This is a genomic window from Streptomyces achromogenes (assembly GCF_030816715.1).
Taxonomy (GTDB): Bacteria; Actinomycetota; Actinomycetes; order Streptomycetales; family Streptomycetaceae; genus Streptomyces; species Streptomyces achromogenes_A.
This window is the reverse complement of the sequence record NZ_JAUSYH010000001.1, coordinates 4,975,866-4,992,813: the sequence shown is the minus strand read 5'-3', so window position 1 is coordinate 4,992,813 and position 16,948 is coordinate 4,975,866. Positions and strand designations below refer to the sequence as shown.

15 protein-coding genes are annotated in these 16,948 nt (G+C 74.3%); 5 read left to right on the top strand and 10 right to left on the bottom strand.

What is annotated here, in order from left to right; translation table 11 throughout:
• Window positions 1-27 precede the first annotated feature (27 nt).
• The 6 genes from QF032_RS22465 to QF032_RS22440 all read right to left on the bottom strand — a co-directional run bounded on the left by QF032_RS22465 (window position 28) and on the right by QF032_RS22440 (window position 6,790).
• On the bottom strand, window positions 28-747 hold the full coding sequence (locus QF032_RS22465) for a hypothetical protein (RefSeq protein ID WP_307060334.1): 720 nt from the start codon (window positions 745-747) through the stop codon (window positions 28-30).
• A gap of 558 nt (window positions 748-1,305) precedes the next feature.
• Window positions 1,306-2,103 carry a type III pantothenate kinase gene (locus QF032_RS22460; protein ID WP_107442617.1) on the bottom strand — a complete coding sequence of 266 codons (798 nt, stop codon included), beginning with the start codon at window positions 2,101-2,103 and terminating at the stop codon, window positions 1,306-1,308.
• Between the two features lie 16 nt (window positions 2,104-2,119).
• Window positions 2,120-3,118, bottom strand: coding sequence for a carboxylating nicotinate-nucleotide diphosphorylase (gene nadC / locus QF032_RS22455; protein ID WP_307045129.1), 999 nt, complete (start codon window positions 3,116-3,118; stop codon window positions 2,120-2,122).
• Between the two features lie 5 nt (window positions 3,119-3,123).
• The gene (locus QF032_RS22450; protein WP_306949962.1) at window positions 3,124-4,839 is read right to left on the bottom strand and encodes an L-aspartate oxidase; all 1,716 of its coding nucleotides are present in this window, start codon (window positions 4,837-4,839) and stop codon (window positions 3,124-3,126) included.
• Entirely contained in the window at window positions 4,836-5,828 is a 993-nt protein-coding gene (panC, locus tag QF032_RS22445) for a pantoate--beta-alanine ligase (protein WP_307057239.1), read from the bottom strand. The genes QF032_RS22450 and panC overlap by 4 nt, the downstream gene beginning before the upstream one ends.
• A complete protein-coding gene (locus tag QF032_RS22440) occupies window positions 5,825-6,790 on the bottom strand; it encodes a Rossmann-like and DUF2520 domain-containing protein (protein WP_306949966.1) in 966 nt (321 codons plus the stop codon). Before QF032_RS22440 ends, panC begins: the two co-directional genes overlap by 4 nt.
• A 396-nt stretch (window positions 6,791-7,186) precedes the next feature.
• Between QF032_RS22440 and QF032_RS22435 the strand changes: the two genes are divergently transcribed.
• Both QF032_RS22435 and QF032_RS22430 read left to right on the top strand, forming a co-directional pair.
• The gene (locus QF032_RS22435; protein ID WP_307057237.1) at window positions 7,187-8,401 is read left to right on the top strand and encodes a threonine aldolase family protein; all 1,215 of its coding nucleotides are present in this window, start codon (window positions 7,187-7,189) and stop codon (window positions 8,399-8,401) included.
• A 149-nt stretch (window positions 8,402-8,550) separates the two neighbouring features.
• Window positions 8,551-9,657 (top strand): DUF5937 family protein, encoded by a 1,107-nt coding sequence (locus QF032_RS22430; RefSeq protein WP_307057236.1) that lies wholly within the window; start codon window positions 8,551-8,553, stop codon window positions 9,655-9,657.
• A 16-nt stretch (window positions 9,658-9,673) separates the two neighbouring features.
• Here the strand turns inward: QF032_RS22430 and QF032_RS22425 are convergent, their stop codons facing one another.
• The 3 genes from QF032_RS22425 to QF032_RS22415 all read right to left on the bottom strand — a co-directional run bounded on the left by QF032_RS22425 (window position 9,674) and on the right by QF032_RS22415 (window position 12,366).
• Complete coding sequence (locus QF032_RS22425; RefSeq protein WP_307057234.1) at window positions 9,674-10,306, bottom strand: AAA family ATPase; 633 nt, start codon at window positions 10,304-10,306, stop codon at window positions 9,674-9,676.
• Between the two features lie 79 nt (window positions 10,307-10,385).
• Entirely contained in the window at window positions 10,386-11,054 is a 669-nt protein-coding gene (locus tag QF032_RS22420) for a response regulator (protein ID WP_306949975.1), read from the bottom strand.
• Window positions 11,055-11,163: 109 nt separating this feature from the next.
• Complete coding sequence (locus tag QF032_RS22415) at window positions 11,164-12,366, bottom strand: sensor histidine kinase (protein WP_307045115.1); 1,203 nt, start codon at window positions 12,364-12,366, stop codon at window positions 11,164-11,166.
• A 154-nt stretch (window positions 12,367-12,520) separates the two neighbouring features.
• On the opposite strand from QF032_RS22415, the gene QF032_RS22410 reads away from it, so the two are divergent.
• Complete coding sequence (locus QF032_RS22410; RefSeq protein ID WP_307057233.1) at window positions 12,521-13,696, top strand: SAM-dependent methyltransferase; 1,176 nt, start codon at window positions 12,521-12,523, stop codon at window positions 13,694-13,696.
• Window positions 13,697-13,869: 173 nt separating this feature from the next.
• Here QF032_RS22410 and QF032_RS22405 read toward each other — a convergent pair whose 3' ends face one another.
• Window positions 13,870-15,021, bottom strand: a complete 1,152-nt coding sequence (locus tag QF032_RS22405; RefSeq protein ID WP_306949981.1) for an NADH-quinone oxidoreductase subunit D — start codon at window positions 15,019-15,021, stop codon at window positions 13,870-13,872.
• A gap of 31 nt (window positions 15,022-15,052) precedes the next feature.
• On the opposite strand from QF032_RS22405, the gene QF032_RS22400 reads away from it, so the two are divergent.
• A complete protein-coding gene (locus QF032_RS22400; protein WP_307045110.1) occupies window positions 15,053-15,565 on the top strand; it encodes a PH domain-containing protein in 513 nt (170 codons plus the stop codon).
• Window positions 15,562-16,935 (top strand): PH domain-containing protein, encoded by a 1,374-nt coding sequence (locus QF032_RS22395; RefSeq protein ID WP_373430368.1) that lies wholly within the window; start codon window positions 15,562-15,564, stop codon window positions 16,933-16,935. Before QF032_RS22400 ends, QF032_RS22395 begins: the two co-directional genes overlap by 4 nt.
• The last annotated feature ends 13 nt before the right edge of the window (window positions 16,936-16,948 follow it).

Here is a 16,948-nt window from a genome sequence, read left to right as displayed (position 1 = left end):
GGGACATCGGGGCGGGGTGCGCGGGGATCAGCCGGCGGCGAGGCGCCGCTGGTCGGGGTCGGCGGGCGGCGGGCTCGGTCTGCGGCGCGGGAAGACCTCGCCCGGCGTGGGGACGGGCCGGCGGGCGGGCTCCGGGGAGGCGGGCTCGGCGGGCACGGGACCGGGGCCCGGCGTGGCCGGCTTCCCGGCGGGCTTCTTCCGCGGCTCCCCCTGCGGGCGGCCGCCGGGGTCCGCACCGGCCGCGGAACCCGCCGAACCCGCGGAACCCGCCGACACACAGACGGGCGCCTCCTCGGAGAGGCCTCCCCGAAGAGCCAGGAGGCGCGTACGGGACGCCGGGACGGTCGCGGTGGCCGCCGGGGCCCTGCGGGCCGTACGACGGGCCAGCCGGGCGCGGACGTCCTGCTCGGCGAGCGTCTGGCAGCGTTCCAGGAGGGCCGCGCCCGCCGGGTTGCCGCGCAGGGCGCGCAGAGCGGCGAGGTCGTCGGGATCGGGCCGGTAGCCGGTGGCCAGAACCTCCTCCAGGAGGGCGAGGTAGCCGGCGGCGGTGCCGGGAAGGGCTGCGCGGTACCGGCCGAGGTCGGCCACCAGGAACGCCCGGAGCCGGGCGGCCTCGTGCGTCGCCTCGTCGAGGGACTCGGCTAGGCGGTGGCAGTCCTGGATGTCCTCGGCGGAGACGGGGCCGGGGTGAAGGGCGAGGGCGAGGGCGCGGCGGAGCACGCGCAGCTCCTCCGCGCCGAACGCCAGGCCGCCGCGGGATCCGTAGGGCGTGGGCATGCGGCGACGATACGCGCTAATCAGACAAATTCGACATAGCGGACGGGCGTGGCGCGCCCGAATCCGCCCCGCCGGCCCCGTCGGTTCCGTAGGCCCCCTAGGCCCCCGAGGCCCCGTCGGGCCGGCTTCCGGCATCGGCCCGCGGTCCGGTCGGCCGTTCGGTTCCGCCGGCCGCGCCCCGGCCGACCTCGTCCGCACGGACGGGCCCACTTCGTGCACGGACGGGCCGACTTCGTGCACGGACCGGCCGGGCAGGCCGCGGCCCGCGCAGGCTCGGCAAGTCCAGGCAGGCATGGCGAGGCGAGGTGAGGTGAGGTCCAGGCAGGCATGGCGAGGTGAGGTGAGGTTCGCGCGGGCCTGGCCGTGTTCCGCGCGGGCTGGCGAGACCCGCGCAGGCGGGGGCCGGAGTCCGCGCCGGGCGGGGCCGGAGTCCGCGCCGGGCGGGGCCGGAGTCCGCGCCGGGCGGGGCCGGAGTCCGCGCCGGGCGGGGCCGTTCGCTGCCCTCCCGGCTTCAGGAGGGCAGTCGGCTCACATGCGCGACACGTTCCGCTCGTACACCAGGCGCAGCCCGATCAGCGTCAGCCAGGGCTCGTGCTCGTCGATCACCGAGGATTCGCCCAGCACCGTCGGCGCCAGGCCGCCGGTCGCGATCACCGTCACGTCGTCCGGGTCCTCCGCGAGTTCCCGGGCCATCCGGGTCACCACGCCGTCGACCTGGCCGGCGAAGCCGTAGAGGATCCCGGACTGCATCGCCTCGACCGTGCTCTTGCCGATCACGCTCCGGGGCCGGGCCAGCTCGATCTTGCGCAGCTGCGCGGCCTTGACGCCCAGCGCGTCCACCGAGATCTCGATGCCGGGGGCGATGACGCCGCCGACGTACTCCCCGCGCGCGCTGACCGCGTCGAACGTCGTCGCCGTCCCGAAGTCGACGACGATCGCCGGACCGCCGTAGAGCTCGTTCGCCGCGACGGCGTTGATGATGCGGTCGGCGCCGACCTCCCTGGGGTTGTCGAACAGGATCGGCACCCCGGTCTTCACGCCCGGCTCGACGAGCACGGCGGGCACGTCGCCGTAGTAGCGCCGCGTCACCTCGCGCAGCTCGTGCAGCACCGAGGGCACCGTGGCGCAGATCGCGATGCCGTCGATGCCGTCGCCCAGCTCGTCCCCGAGGAGGGGGTGCATGCCCATCAGGCCTTGCAGGAGCACGGCCAGTTCGTCCGCCGTGCGGCGGGAGTCGGTGGAGATCCGCCAGTGCTCGACGATGTCCTCACCGTCGAAGAGGCCGAGCACGGTGTGCGTGTTGCCCACGTCGATCGTCAGCAGCATGGCCGGTCCCCGTTCCCTACTCCGCCGCCCGCAGATCCAGACCGATGTCCAGGATCGGCGAGGAGTGCGTCAGGGCGCCCACGGCGAGGAAGTCGACGCCCGTGTCGGCGTACACCTTGGCGTTGTCCAGGGTGAGCCGGCCCGACGCCTCCAGCAAGGCGCGCTTGTCCACGAGGGCGACGGCCTCCGCGCACTCGGCGGGCGTGAAATTGTCCAGCAGGATGAGGTCGGCGCCCGCGTCGACGACCTCGCGCAGCTGGTGCAGGGTGTCGACCTCGACCTCGATCGGCACGTCCGGGAAGGTCTCCCGCACCGCCTCGAAGGCCTGGGCGACACCGCCCGCGGCGACCACGTGGTTGTCCTTGACCAGTGCCGCGTCGGACAGCGACATGCGGTGGTTGACGCCCCCGCCGCAGCGGACGGCGAACTTCTCCAGGGAGCGCAGGCCCGGCGTCGTCTTGCGGGTGTCGCGCACGCGTGCCCCGGTGCCCTCCAGGGCGTCCGCCCACGCGCGCGAGGCGGTGGCGATGCCGGACAGACGGCACAGCAGGTTCAGCGCGCTGCGCTCGGCGGTGAGGAGGTCACGCGTGCGCGTGGTGACCGACAGCAGCTTCTGCCCGGCCTCCACCCGGTCGCCGTCCTCCACGTGCCGCTCTACCTCGAACTCGTCCGTGCAGACGACCGAGACGACCGCCTCGGCGATCCGCAGCCCCGCGACCACGCCCGCCTCGCGCGCGGTGAAGTCGGCGGTGGCGACCGCCTCCTCGGGGATGGTCGCGACCGTCGTCACGTCGACGCCGTGCGCCAGGTCCTCCTGGATGGCGACGTTGGCGATGTCCTCCACCTCGACGGGGTCCAGTCCGGCGTCGACCAGCAGCTGGGCGAGTGCGGGGTCGAGCCCGCACTCCTCGTATTCGGCGTATCCCTCGTCGGTGAATTCGGCGTCTGCGGCGCCGCAGGCACAGCCGTCGCCGCAGCCGCCGCTCGGGGCGAGGGGAAGGTCGGGGGTGCTCACGTCTGTCACTGCTCCTGGTGGTGCTGCCGGGTCGGGGGGAAGTCTGCGGTATCGGTGGTGTGTACGGCGAGGGTGCGATCCGGATTCAGCCGTACGACGATGTGGCGGCGCCAGTCGGCGTCGTCTCGGTCGGCGTGGTCCTCGCGCCAGTGGCAGCCGCGGGTCTCCTCGCGCAGGAGCGCGGCGGCGACCAGGACGCGCGCGACGCACAGGAGGTTGGTGGCCTCCCAGGTGTCGACGCCGGGCTCTGCCGTCTTGCCGTTCTCGTCGAGGGCGTCGCGGGCCTCGGTGTGCAGCCGCTGCAACTGGTCGGCGGCCCTCTCCAGGGACGCGGCGGAGCGCAGCACGCCCGCGCCGTCGGTCATGATCCGCTGGATGGCGAACCTGGCTTCGGGGGCGAGCAGCGGGTGCGCCGGCCGCTCGGGGCGCTCCACGGGTGCGGGCACGCGCGCGTGGAGCGCGTCGTCCGTCCGGCTCGCGGCGATGTCGCTCACGATGCGCTCGGCGTAGACGAGGCCTTCGAGGAGCGAGTTGGACGCCAGCCGGTTCGCGCCGTGCACGCCGGTGCAGGCGACCTCGCCGCAGGCGTACAGGCCGGGCACGGTCGTACGGCCGTGGGAGTCGGTGCGCACGCCGCCGGAGGCGTAGTGGGCCGCCGGGGCGACCGGGACGGGCTCGGTGACCGGGTCGATGCCGTGGGCGCGGCAGGCGGCGAGGATCGTCGGGAAGCGGTGCTCCCACATCTCGGCGCCGAAGTGGCGGGCGTCGAGGAACATGTGCTCGGCGTCCTGCTCCTGCATGCGGCGCATGATGCCCTTGGCGACGATGTCCCGGGGGGCGAGTTCGGCCAGCTCGTGCTTGCCGACCATGAAGCGCACGCCGTCCGCGTCGACCAGGTGCGCGCCCTCGCCGCGCACGGCCTCCGAGACGAGGGGCTGCTGGCCCTCGGCGTCCGCGCCCAGGAACAGCACGGTCGGGTGGAACTGGACGAACTCCAGGTCGGAGACCTCCGCGCCCGCGCGCAGGGCGAGCGCCACACCGTCGCCGGTGGACACCGAAGGGTTGGTGGTCGCGGAGAACACCTGGCCCATGCCGCCGGTCGCGAGGACGACGGCGGGGGCGTGCACGGCCCCCACGCCGTCGTGCTGGCCCTCGCCCATGACGTGCAGGGTGACGCCGGCGGTGCGGCCCTCGGCGTCCGTGAGGAGGTCCAGGACGAGTGCGTTCTCAACCGTGCGCAGTCCGCGCGCGCGGACCGCCTCGACGAGCGCGCGGGAGATCTCCGCGCCGGTCGCGTCTCCGCCCGCGTGCGCGATACGGCGGCGGTGGTGGCCGCCCTCGCGGGTCAGCTCCAGGCCGCCTTCCTCCGACTCGTCGAAGTGCGCGCCGGTCTCGATCAGCCGGCGCACGGCGTCGGGGCCCTCGGTGACGAGGATCCGCACGGCCTCCTCGTCGCACAGGCCCGCGCCCGCCACCAGGGTGTCGTCCAGATGCTGTTCGGGCGTGTCGCCGTCGCCCAGGGCCGCGGCTATGCCGCCCTGCGCCCAGCGGGTGGAGCCGTCGTCGAGGCGCGCCTTGGTGACGACGACCGTCCTCAGCCCCGCGGCCTCGCAGCGCAGGGCCGCCGTCAGGCCGGCGACGCCGGAACCGACGACCACCACGTCCGCGGAGATGTTCCACCCGGGCGCGGGTGCGTGCAGTCGTATGCCTGTGCTGGTCACGAGGCGGCTCCGAAGGTGAGGGGGAGGTTGTCGATCAGCCGGGTCGTGCCGACCCGGGCGGCGACGGCGAGAACGGCCTCGCCGGTGAAGTCGTCCTCGATCTCGGTGAAGTCGGACGGGTCGACGAGCGCGAGGTAGTCCAGCCGCAGCGGGGGGTCGAGCCGCAGGGCCTCGTCCAGGATCTGGCGGGCGGCCGCGCGGACCGCGGCAGGGTTGCCGGGGGCGGCCTTGGCGACGGCGTGCGCGTCGGCGGCCGCGCGGGACTCGCCGATGGCGCTGAGCGCCTCGGCACGCGCGTGTGTGGCGGGCACCTCCCGCGCGCGGGCCCGCAGGGCCTCCTGCGCCGCGTGCCGGTCGCGGCCGGCGAAGAGGGCCTGGGAGAGCGCGAGCGCGGTGCGCCGCTCCCGCGCGGACAGATAGCGGTTGCGGCTGGACAGCGCCAGCCCGTCCTCCTCGCGCACGGTCGGCACGGCGACGATCTCGGTGCCGAAGTTCAGATCCCGGACCATGCGGCGGATCAGGGCGAGCTGCTGGGCGTCCTTCTGCCCGAAGAGGGCGGCGTCGGGCCGGGTGAGGTGCAGCAGCTTGGCGACGACGGTGAGCATGCCGTCGAAATGCCCGGGGCGTGAGCCGCCCTCCAGGCGCTCGCCCATGGGGCCCGCCGAGATCCGGACCTGCGGCTCGCCGCCCGGGTAGACCTCGTCCACGGACGGGGCGAACACGACGTCCGCGCCGGCCTGCCCGGCGATCTCGACGTCGGCGTCCAGGGTGCGCGGGTAACGGTCGAGGTCCTCGCCCGCGCCGAACTGCAGCGGGTTGACGAAGACCGTGACGACGACCTCGCCGCCGGGCCCGGCGAGTTCGCGGGCGGTGCGCACCAGGGTGGCGTGCCCTTCGTGCAGGGCGCCCATCGTCATCACGACGGCGCGGCGGCCGTCACGCGTGCGTGCGTACAGCTCGTCGGCGTTGCGCAGCAGGGCGGCGGTCATCCGGCATCTCCTTCGGCGCCGCGCGGGCCGGGGCCGCCGGGATCGGACGGCGCGCCGTGGACGTTGCCGGCGAGCACCCCCAGGAGGTCCTCGGCGAGTTCGGGCTTGAGGAGCCCGTGCGCGAGCGCGCGGTCGGCGGTCGCGCGGGCCATCGCGAGATAGCCGGCGACGGTCTGCGGAGCGTGCTCGCGCAGCTGCGCGACGTGCGCGGCGACCGTGCCCGCGTCCCCGCGCGCGACGGGCCCGGTGAGCGCGGCGTCGCCCGAGCGCAGCGCGTTGTCGAGAGCGGCGCCCAGCAGCGGGCCGAGCATCCGGTCGGGGGCTTCGACGCCGGCCGCGCGCAACAGCTCCATGGACTGGGCGACCAGGGTGACCAGGTGGTTGGCGCCCAGGGCGAGGGCCGCGTGGTACAGCGGGCGGCTCTCCTCGGCGATCCACTCCGGTTCGCCGCCCATCTCGATCACCAGGGCTTCGGCGGCCATCCGAAGTCCGTCGGGCGCGGTGACGCCGAAGGAGCAGCCGGCCAGGCGCTGAACGTCCACCGGGGTGCCCGTGAAGGTCATCGCGGGGTGCAACGCGAGCGGCAGGGCGCCCGCGCGCAGGGCGGGGTCGAGGACCTTCGCGCCGTACCGCCCGGAGGTGTGCACGAGCAGCTGGCCGGGGCGTACGGCGCCGGTCTCGGCGAGGCCCTCCACCAGGCCCGGCAGGGCGTCGTCGGGGACCGTCAGCAGCACCAGGTCGGCGCGTCGCAGGACTTCGGCGGGCGGGACGAGCGGCACGTCGGGCAGCAGGAGCCCCGCTCGTCGTCTGGAGGCGTCGGAGACGCCGGAGACGGCGACCGGACGATGCCCGGCGAGCTGGAGGGACGCGGCCAGGGCAGGACCGACCCGGCCCGCGCCGACGACGCCGACGGCCAGCCGCGCGGGGCGGTCCCTCGGGTCTGGTTGTTGGGCTGTACTCACGCGACGCGGCCTTCCGTTCCAGTCCGCTCCGGGTACCGGACGATTTCTCGTCATGTTAACGCGATCCGTTCGAAGGGCGTCCGGTTGTCCACAGGCTGTGGGCTTTCCCACCCGTTCCCCGACATCGGCCGGGACGGGTGGGGGCTGAGGCACGGGTGGGGGGCTGGGGCACGGGTGGGGGGCTGGGGCACGGGTGGGGGGCTGGGGCACGGGTGGGGGGCTGGGGCACGGGTGGGGTCGGGCGGGCGTATGCGGACCCGCCGGGGGTGGGTGCGGTGGCCCGGGTGCGGGCCGGTGGGCCCGGGGGCGGGTCGACGGGCCCGGGGGCGGGGGCGGGAGCGGGGCGACGGAATATGCGCGTGCTCACGCGCGTGGGGGCACGGCATCATCCGGGGCATGGCATACACGACGGACCAGGGAGACGAAAAGACGGCGCAGCAGCGCCTCCGGGAGCGGCGGGCGGCCGCCCACCGTGCGGCGGAACGCGTCGTGTCGCGCGCGGGATTCCGCGGCACCCTGCGCGAGCGGCTCGCGCACCTCCACGCGCACGCACCCGACGTCCACGACCTGGACGACCCCGGTGACATGTACGGCAACGGGGTCGTGGGAGCCCTGGAGGAGCGGGTCGCCGGGCTGCTCGGCACGGAGGCCGCCGCGTTCTTCCCGACCGGCACGATGGCCCAGCAGATCGCGCTGCGCTGCTGGGCGGGCCGTACCGGCAACCCGACGGTCGCACTGCACGCGCTGAGTCATCCCGAGAAGTGGGAGCGGGACGCGTTCAGCGCCGTCAGCGGGCTGCGCACCGTCCGAGTGACGGGGGAGCCCCGGCTGCCCACGGCCGCGGAGGTGCGCGGGTTCGAGGAGCCCTTCGGCGCGCTGATGCTGGAGCTGCCCCTCCGCGACGCCGGTTACGTGCTGCCCTCCTGGGAGGAGCTCACCGAGACCGTGGAGGCGGCGCGCGAGCGCGACGCGGTGGTGCACTTCGACGGCGCGCGGCTGTGGGAGACGACCCGTCGTTTCGGGCGTCCTCTGCACGAGATCGCCGACCTGGCGGACAGCGTCTACGTGTCGTTCTACAAGTCCCTCGACGGTCTCGGCGGCGCCGCGCTCGCCGGCCCGCGGTCGCTGGTGGAGGAGGCGAAGACCTGGCGGCACCGGTACGGCGGCATGATCTTCCAGCAGTTCCCCACCGCTCTGTCGGCGCTCATCGGCCTGGAGCGCGAACTGCCCCGGCTGCCCGAGTACGTGGACCACGCGCGCGTGGTGGCCGCCGCGCTGCGCGAGGGCCTCGCCGCGACGGACGTGCCGTGGGCGCGCGTGTACCCGGAGCCGCCGCACACCCACGAGTTCCAGGTCTGGCTGCCGTACGAGGCCGACGTCCTCGCCGAAGCGTCGCTGCTCCAGGCCGAGGAGACGGGGACGATGCTCTTCGCGGGCGCCTGGGAGCGGGGCGGGCCGGGGCTGGCCGTGACCGAGGTCGGCGTCCGCTCCGAGGGCCTGACCTGGACGGCGGACGACGTGAAGGCGGCGGTCGCGGACTTCACCAGGCGGATCCCCCGAGCGGCCCGGATCGCCGACGGGGTCGAAGGGATCGACGGGATCGACGAATAGGGACCGGCACCACGGGATCCCGGCACCCTCGGCATCCCCTGCACCGGCACCCCGGCGGCCGGTCGACCCCGGGCGTCGGCCGGGTGTCAGACGTCGGTCGGGCCGGGCGGTCGGGCCGGGGTGTCAGTGGCGGAGTGCACCATGAGGGAATGAGCCTGCGCATCGACGTCGCCGGGCTGCGGCCGGAGAGGGTCTCCGTCGCGCCCTCGCCCCTGGCCGAGCTCGGCATGGCGCTGCACGCGCTGGCCGAGCCGGGGCACCATCCCGGCCTGCAGGGCTGGGTCACCGCGGTCACCGCCGGTCTCGACCCGCATCTGGCCGACCGGATGTGCGAGGCCGACTTCCTGTGGCGGACGACGTTCTCGGACCTGTTCCTGCCCTGCGCGGGCATCCCGGGCAGAACCGCCCTCCCCGGCGCGACGCTGGCCGACGAGCTCGACCTCCTGGACAAGCTGACGGACGAACAGTTCGTGGACTGCGCGCTGGAATTCATCTGCGCGCCCGGCTACGACCTGCCGAGCGCCGGCGTCGTCTCCGACCCGGAGCTGCGCCGGCGCGCCTTCGACCTGGCCGCAACGCGCGGTCCGCGGCAGGTGCGGTTCACCCGGCGGCTGCTCGACGACCCGCCACGCGTGCGTGCATGGCTGCGCCAGTTCCTGCGGGACTGCGACGAGGCGTTCTTCGCCGACGTCTGGGCGCGGGTGCGGCTCCCGCTCGCCGCCGACGCCCGCCTGAAGACGGACCTCCTGCGCCGCAAGGGGCTGGCGGAGACGCTCACCTCCGTCTCCTCAGCCGTGACACTCGACGAGGAGGCCGCGCGGATCACCGTCGACAAGCTGGTCGTGGGCCGGAGCGCCACGGGCGACGGCGGCCTGCTGTTGGTGCCCACGAGCCTCGGCTGGCCGCACCTGATGGTGCTGCACCGGTACGGCTGGCAGCCGGTGCTGCACTACCCGGTCGGCTCGCCGGAGCCGGCCGCACCGCCGTCGGTGGAGCAGCTGGCGCTCCGGATGACCGCGCTGTCCCATCCCGTCCGCATGCGCATCTGCCGGATGCTGGCCCGCAGCGCGTACACCACGACGGAACTGGCCCAGGTCCACGGCGTGTCGGCGCCCGAGATATCCCGGCACCTCACCCTGCTGAAGAAGGCGGGCCTGGTCACCACCCGCCGGCGCGGCCGGTATCTGCTGCACCAGCTCGACGTCGCGGTGGTGGCCCGGCTGGGCAGCGACTTCCTGGAAGGGATCCTCCGCTAGCGGGCTGTCCGGAGGGTCAGTCGAACCGGATGTGCCTCAGGCCCACGCCGGCCTGCCGCAGCCGCGTCCGCAGCGCGCCCCCGGTGTGGGGCCTGAGCGTCAGACCGGCCAGGACGGCGACGCGGTCGGCCGTCTTCGGCACCGTCGTGTGGTCCGTCCACAGGTGTTCGGCGAACTCCGGCTCGCGCAGGCGCTCCAGGCAGTGGTCGAGCCGCCCGACGGCCCAGGTCTCCCGGCGCAGCCCCGCGTTCCTTCCCACGGCGAACCCCAGGAGGTGCCCCGGTCCGCGTTCACGCAGCCGTCGCAGGATGGTCTCCCGTCGGGCGAGAAGCGTGAAGTGACGCACGTCGTGGCCGAGTTCGCGCAGCCTGCCGACGGTCTCGGCGAAGTACACCGGGTCGGTGACGGTCATCGGGGCGACGACCACGCCGTCGTGCTTGCGGAGTGCGAGGTCAAGGACCTCGACGACGCCCTGCCGCCAGGACGCGAGGTCCTGGAAGTCACCGCGCAGGTCCGGCGGCAGCATGCGGCGCAGACCGAACCCGGCGTGCTCGGGGTCGCACACCACGCTGCCGGGCAGACGGCGCCGGATCTCGTAGGCGGTCTGCGTCTTGCCCCCGCCGAAGGGGCCGTTGATCCACAGAAGCATCCCCAGACCCTAGTGCGAGCCCGGCCCGATCCGAACGAGAGGCCCCGAGCCGTGCCCGTGACGAAGGGCGGGACACGCCCTAGTGGCCGCCGGCCCGGACGAGACCCGTTTCGTAGGCCAGCACCACGACCTGGACGCGGTCGCGCAGGCCGAGCTTGGTGAGGATGCGTCCCACATGGGTCTTGACGGTCGCCTCGGAGAGCACCAGCCGGGCCGCGATCTCCCCGTTGGACAACCCCTGGGCGACCAGCACCATCACCTCGCGTTCGCGCTCCGTCAGCCGCTCCAGCTCCTTGTGCCGGGGCTCGCCTCCGGTGGCGGGCAGCATCGGCGCGAACCGGTCCAGGAGGCGGCGGGTGGTGGAGGGCGCGACCACCGCGTCACCGCTGTGCACGGAGCGGATCGCGGCGAGCAGCTCGCCGGGCGGGACGTCCTTGAGCATGAAGCCGGAGGCACCCGCCTTCAGCCCGGAGAACGCGTACTCGTCGAGGTCGAAGGTGGTCAGGATCAGCACCTTCGGAGGGTCGGGCTCCTCGCAGATGCGCCGGGTGGCCTCGACGCCGTCCAGTTTCGGCATCCGGACGTCCATCAGCACGACGTCCACCTCCGTGGAACGCACCACCTGAAGGGCCTCGACGCCGTCGCCCGCCTCCGCCACGACCTCCATGTCCGGCTGGGCGGCGAGCACCATCCGGAACCCGGTGCGCAACAGCACCTGGTCGTCGACGAGCATCACGCGGATCGTCATCGGGTCCTCTTCCGTTCTTCTGTCGGGTGAGCGTGGGGCGGAGGCGGGCGGGGTGGAGCGGGCGGTTCACGGGGGCGTGACAGGTGTCAACGAGGGGCGCGCGTCAGCGTCAAGCCGGTTTGAGCGGGAGCAGGGCGCTGATCCGGAATCCTCCGCCCGGTCGCGGGCCCGCGTCCAGGGTGCCTCCCACCATGCCGACCCGTTCACGCATGCCGATCAGCCCGTGCCCGGCGCCGTCGGCCCCGCCCTCCTCGTACAGCTCGTGCGGGGCGCCCTTGCCGTCGTCCTCCACGAGCAGCCCGAGACCGTCGTCGAAGTAGACCAGGCGGACGCTGGCGCCCGTGTTCGGCCCACCGTGCTTGCGCGTGTTGGTCAGCGCCTCCTGCACGATGCGGTACGCCGTCAGCTCGACGCCACTGGGCAGGGGCCGGGGCGTGCCCTCGACCTTGAAGTCCACGGGCAGGCCCGAGCCGCGGCACTGCTCGACCAGGTCCTCGATCTGCTCGACGTCGGGCTGCGGGACGTACTCGCCGCCCTCCTGGTGCTCGCCGGTGCGCAGCACACCCAGCAGCCGGCGCATCTCGGCGAGGGCCTGGCGGCCGGTGGAGGAGATCGTCTCCAGGGCCGCCTTCGCCTGGTCGGGCGCGGCGTCCAGGACGTAGGCGGCGCCGTCGGCCTGCACCACCATCACCGACACGTTGTGCGCGACGACGTCGTGCAGCTCGCGCGCGATGCGGGCGCGCTCGGCGGCGACGGCCACCTTCGCCTGCGCCTCGCGCTCCTTCTCCAGACGGGCCGCGCGCTCCTCCAGCTGGGCGAAGTACGCGCGGCGGGTTCGCATGGAGTCGCCGAGCACCCAGGCGAACGCGAACGGCACCGTCAGGAAGACCACGGTCGCGAGGCTGCCCAACACGCCCGAGCTCTCGTTCGGCCAGCGCAGCTGGGCGGCGGTGGCCGCGCTCAGGCCCATCACGAGCGCCAGCCGGGACGCCCAGCGGGCGCCGTTCGCCGCGACCGTGTAGACGATCACCAGCAGGGCGAAGTCGGCGGCCGTGGTCGAGACGTTCAGCACCAGCTGCGCCAGCCCCAGGGCGGCGGCCAGCAGCAGCATCTTCTCGGGCAGCCGCCTGCGCAGCGCGATGACCAGGCAGAGCAGAAGCACGACGGGCACGTACAGCGCCATGGAGTCGGTGCCTCCGCGCTGGTCCTGGCCGGCGGTTCCGGCCAGGACAGAGATCCCGAAGAGGACGAGGGCCCAGAAGCCGTCGACCCCGGTCGGGTTTCTGCGGAGGAAGTCATAGAGGCGTTGCACGTAACCCAGCGTAGGGAAGCCCGATGCGTGCGGGGGTCAACCGGAGGATCGATCCGGTACGGGCGCGTGTACTCCGCAAGGTGGATGCCGCGATCACCTGTACGCCTGGTGCGTCCGCCTAGTCTGTCCGGGTGGACGAGGTCTGGCGGACGGGATGACCGGCTCGGGCGAGTGGCGCGGCTGGCGCGCGGCGACGCAGGCCGCGCTGTACGGAACGGGCGGAGCCACGGAGGGCTTCTACCGGCGGCCCGAGGGTCCCGCCGGGCACTTCCGCACATCCGTGCACGCCTCGCCGCTCTTCGCCGGGGCCGTGGCCCGCCTGCTGTGCCGGGTGGACGAGGCGCTGGGCCGGCCCGAGTCGCTCGACTTCGTCGACATGGCCGCCGGCCGGGGCGAACTGGTCGCCGCGGTGCTGGCGGCGCTTCCCGCCGGCGTGCGCTCCCGCACACGCGCCTGCGCCGTCGAGATCTCCGACCGCCCCGAGGGGCTCACTCACCGGATCGAGTGGCTCCGCGAGCCACCGCCGGCCGTCACCGGGCTGATCTTCGCCAACGAGTGGCTGGACAACGTCCCCGTCGAGGTCGCGGAGGTCGACTCCGCGGGGGTGGCGCGACTGGTCCTCGTCCGGGAGGACGGGACCGAGCGACTCGGGGATCCGGTGTCGGGAGCGGAGGCGGACTGGCTGGCGCGCTGGTGGCCGTCGGAGGGCGAGGAGGGTCTGCGGGCCGAGATCGGGCTGCCCAGGGATCTGGCGTGGGCGTCGGCCGTGGCATGCGTCGGACGGGGGCTCGCGGTGGCGGTGGACTACGCGCACACCGCGGACGCACGCCCCCCGTACGGGACTCTCACCGGGTTCCGGGACGGACGCGAGGTCGCGCCCGTGCCGGACGGGTCCTGCGACATCACGGCCCACGTGGCGCTGGACGCGTGCGCGCGGGCGGGAGCGGGAGCCGCGGCGCGCACGCACGCGCCGCACACGCTTCCCGGCTCCTCCGCGCGCCCCGCCACCGGTACGCGCCCCGGCTCCCGCACGATCGCGGGCCCCGGCGCGCGCACCGGCACACGCCTGCTCACCCAGCGCGCCGCGCTGCACTCCCTGGGCCTCACCAGCGCACGCCCCCCGCTCGCACTCGCCTCCACCGACCCCGCCGCATATGTGCGCGCCCTCGCGAGCGCCGGAGCGGCCGGCGAACTCACCGCGCCGGGCGGACTGGGCGACTTCGGCTGGCTGGTCCAGCCGGTCGGCATCCCGAACCCGCTGGTCGTACGGCCGGGGCCGGACGCCGCAGCGGACCCGGAGACCGACCCGGCGCCTCCCGAAGCCGGCTGACCGACCGTCTCCAGACCTGCCGCCCCGGGCGACCGTCGCCCGGCCGGCCGTCGCGACGCATGCGCGCGCCGCGCGACCGCCTGCCGACCCGATGACCCTGCCTGCCCGACTGCCCGATGGCCCGGCGGCCCGACGACCCGGAGGCGCGATGGCCTGACGACCCGGCGGCCCGGCTATTTGTCGATGTCTCCCACCACGAAGAACATCGACCCCAGGATGGCCACCATGTCGGCGACCAGGGTGCCCGGCAGCAGTTCGGTGAGCGCCTGGATGTTGTTGTACGACGCCGAGCGCAGCTTCAGCCGGTACGGCGTCTTCTCGCCCTTGCTGACGAGGTAGTAGCCGTTGATGCCGAGAGGGTTCTCGGTCCACGCGTACGTGTGCCCCTCGGGTGCCTTGAGGACCTTCGGCAGCCGTTGGTTGATCGGGCCGGGCGGCAGGGCGGCGAGACGGTCCAGGCAGGCGTCCGCGAGAGCGAGCGCGTTGTAGGTCTGCTCCAGGAGGCACTCGAAGCGGGCGAGACAGTCGCCCTCGGTGCGCGTCACCACCTTCAGAGTGTCCTGCAGCTCCCCGTAGGCGAGATACGGCTCGTCCCTGCGCAGGTCGAAGTCGACGCCCGAGCCGCGCGCGATCGGCCCGCTCACGCCGTAGGCGTGCACATGCTCCGGCGCGAGGACGCCGACGTCCCGCGTGCGCCCCCGGAAGATCTCGTTGCCGAGCACGAGGTCGTCGAAGACGTCCATACGGGAGCGCACGGCGGCGACCGCCCCCCGCGCGCGGGAGGCCCAGCCGGCCGGCACGTCCTCCTTGAGGCCGCCGACACGGTTGAACATGTAGTGCATGCGCCCGCCGGAGACCTCCTCCATCACGTTCTGCAGCACCTCGCGCTCACGGAAGGCGTAGAACACGGGCGTGATGCCGCCGAGCTCCAGGGGGTAGGAGCCGAGGAACATCAGGTGGTTGAGCACCCGGTTCAGCTCGGCGAGCAGCGTGCGGGTCCACACCGCGCGCTCGGGGACCTCCATGCCGAGCATCCGCTCCACCGCGAGGACCACGCCCAGCTCGTTGGAGAACGCCGACAGCCAGTCGTGACGGTTGGCCAGCATGACGATCTGCCGGTAGTCGCGGGCCTCGAACAGCTTCTCCGCGCCGCGGTGCATGTAGCCGATCACCGGCTCCGCGTGCTGGATGCGCTCGCCGTCCAGCACGAGCCGCAGCCGCAGCACACCGTGCGTGGAGGGGTGCTGGGGACCGATGTTGAGCACCATGTCGGTGCTCTCCGCGGCGCCGCCGATCCCGACCGTGGTCTCCGTCGTGGGAGTCATGGCACCAGTCTCCCCTACGTACGCTGGGCGCATGGAGACGGGGAGCCCGGTGAGCCCGGGGGGCGCGGAGACGACGGAGGCCGGACCGCGGTGGACCGGGCTGCCGCCAGGACTGCTGCGGATGCGGCGGCTGCTGCTGGTGCTGTGGCTGGCGCCCGCCGCCGTCGGCACCGGGCTGCTGCTCGGTCTGCTCGTCGGCCCCGCGTGGGCCGCGTTCGCGCTGCTGCCGCTGGCCGGCATCGGCTGGGGCTGGGTGCTGCTCGGCCGCAACTGGCGCTCCTGGCGGTACGCGGAGCGGGCCGACGACCTGCTGATCAGCCGGGGCGTGCTGTGGCACGAGGAGACCGTCGTGCCGTACGGGCGCATGCAGCTCGTCGAGGTCACCTCCGGCCCCTTCGAGCGCCGCTTCGGGCTGGCCGGCGTCCAGCTGCACACCGCGGCCGCCGCGACCGACGCCGCCATCCCGGGTCTCGACCCCGCCGAGGCGGAACGGCTGCGCGACCGGCTCACCGAACTCGGCGAGGCCCGATCGGCGGGGCTGTGACGGCACCGGGCGTGGAGGACGGTGTGGAGGACGGCGGGCCGCAGGCGCCCGGCGCGTCCGCGGTCCGTCCGGCGCCGCCCGCCGCCGAACGGCGGCTGCATCCCGTGACGCCGTTCCGACGGGCCTGGGCGCCCGTCGCCGTCCTCGTCGGCTGGGCGGTGCACGACCCGAACCAGGCGCAGGAGCAGCTCACCCGGCTGACCACGACGACGCTGCTGATCGCGCTCGCCGTCCTTGTGCCCGCGGCCTCCCTCTACGGCTTTCTGACCTGGTGGTTCACTCATTTCGCGGTGACCGACGGCGAACTGCGCATCCGGACCGGGCTGCTGTTCCGGCGCACCGCGCACATCCGGCTGGAACGCATCCAGGCGGTCGACGTCAGTCAGCCGCTGCTGGCCCGCGTCGCGGGCGTGGCGAAACTCCGGTTGGACGTGGTCGGCGCCGAGAAGAAGGACGAACTCGCGTTTCTGGGCGAGGAGGAGGCCCGCGCGCTACGGGCCGAGCTCCTCGCGCGCGCGGCGGGCTTCGCCCCGGATGCGGCGCGCGAGATGGGTGAAGCTCCCGCGCGCGAGGTGCTGCGGGTGCCGGCGCGCGAGCTCGCGATCGCGCTGGCGCTGACGGGCGCCACCTGGGGCGCGCTGGCCGCCGCGCTCGTCGTGCCGCCCGTGCTGTGGCTGGCCACCCACAGTGTGTGGACGGTCCTGGCGACCGGGGTGCCGCTGCTCGGCGCGGTCGGTGCGAGCAGCGTGGGACGCTTCGTCGGCGAGTACGACTGGACGGTCGGCGAGTCGCCGGACGGGCTGCGGATCGATCACGGCCTGCTGGACCGCACGCACGAGACGGTGCCGCCCGGACGGGTGCAGACCGTGCGGATCGTCCAGCCGCTGCTGTGGCGGCGACGGCGCTGGGTGCGCGTCGAGCTGGACGTGGCCGGCTCCGCCAACTCCGTGCTCGTGCCGGTCGCCCCGTACGCGGCCGCGGAGATCGTCGTCGCGCGCGTGCTGCCCGGGGTGGCCGTCCCGGCCGAAGCGTCGCTGGAGCGCCCGCCGCGCCGGGCAGGACGGTGTGTGCCGGTGTGGTGGCGGGGGTACGGCATCACGGTCACGGACACCGTGTTCGCCGCCCGGCACGGCCTGCTGCGCCGCCGTCTGTCGCTGGTGCCGCACGCCAAGGTCCAGAGCGTACGGCTGACGCAGGGGCCCTGGCAGCGCCTCTGGGGCCTCGCGGACGTCCATGTGGACACGGGGGCCGGAAAGACGGTCACGGCCCGCCTGAGGGACGCGCAGGACGCCGCGCGACTGCTCGACAGCCAGGCCGAACGGTCTCGGACCGGGCGCCGCGACGCCCGGCCCGACCGGTGGATGACATGACCCGCTCGCCCCG

Excerpts from the sequence above, each read along its gene's own strand:
- QF032_RS22460 (WP_107442617.1), bottom strand. The coding sequence starts at position 2,103 with ATGCTGCTGACGATCGACGTGGGCAACACGCACACCGTGCTCGGCCTC.
- panC (WP_307057239.1), bottom strand. The coding sequence starts at position 5,828 with ATGACCGCCGCCCTGCTGCGCAACGCCGACGAGCTGTACGCACGCACG.
- QF032_RS22435 (WP_307057237.1), top strand. The coding sequence starts at position 7,187 with ATGGCATACACGACGGACCAGGGAGACGAAAAGACGGCGCAGCAGCGC.
- QF032_RS22430 (WP_307057236.1), top strand. The coding sequence starts at position 8,551 with ATGAGCCTGCGCATCGACGTCGCCGGGCTGCGGCCGGAGAGGGTCTCC.
- QF032_RS22425 (WP_307057234.1), bottom strand. The coding sequence starts at position 10,306 with ATGCTTCTGTGGATCAACGGCCCCTTCGGCGGGGGCAAGACGCAGACC.
- QF032_RS22420 (WP_306949975.1), bottom strand. The coding sequence starts at position 11,054 with ATGACGATCCGCGTGATGCTCGTCGACGACCAGGTGCTGTTGCGCACC.
- QF032_RS22410 (WP_307057233.1), top strand. The coding sequence starts at position 12,521 with ATGACCGGCTCGGGCGAGTGGCGCGGCTGGCGCGCGGCGACGCAGGCC.
- QF032_RS22405 (WP_306949981.1), bottom strand. The coding sequence starts at position 15,021 with ATGACTCCCACGACGGAGACCACGGTCGGGATCGGCGGCGCCGCGGAG.
- QF032_RS22400 (WP_307045110.1), top strand. The coding sequence starts at position 15,053 with ATGGAGACGGGGAGCCCGGTGAGCCCGGGGGGCGCGGAGACGACGGAG.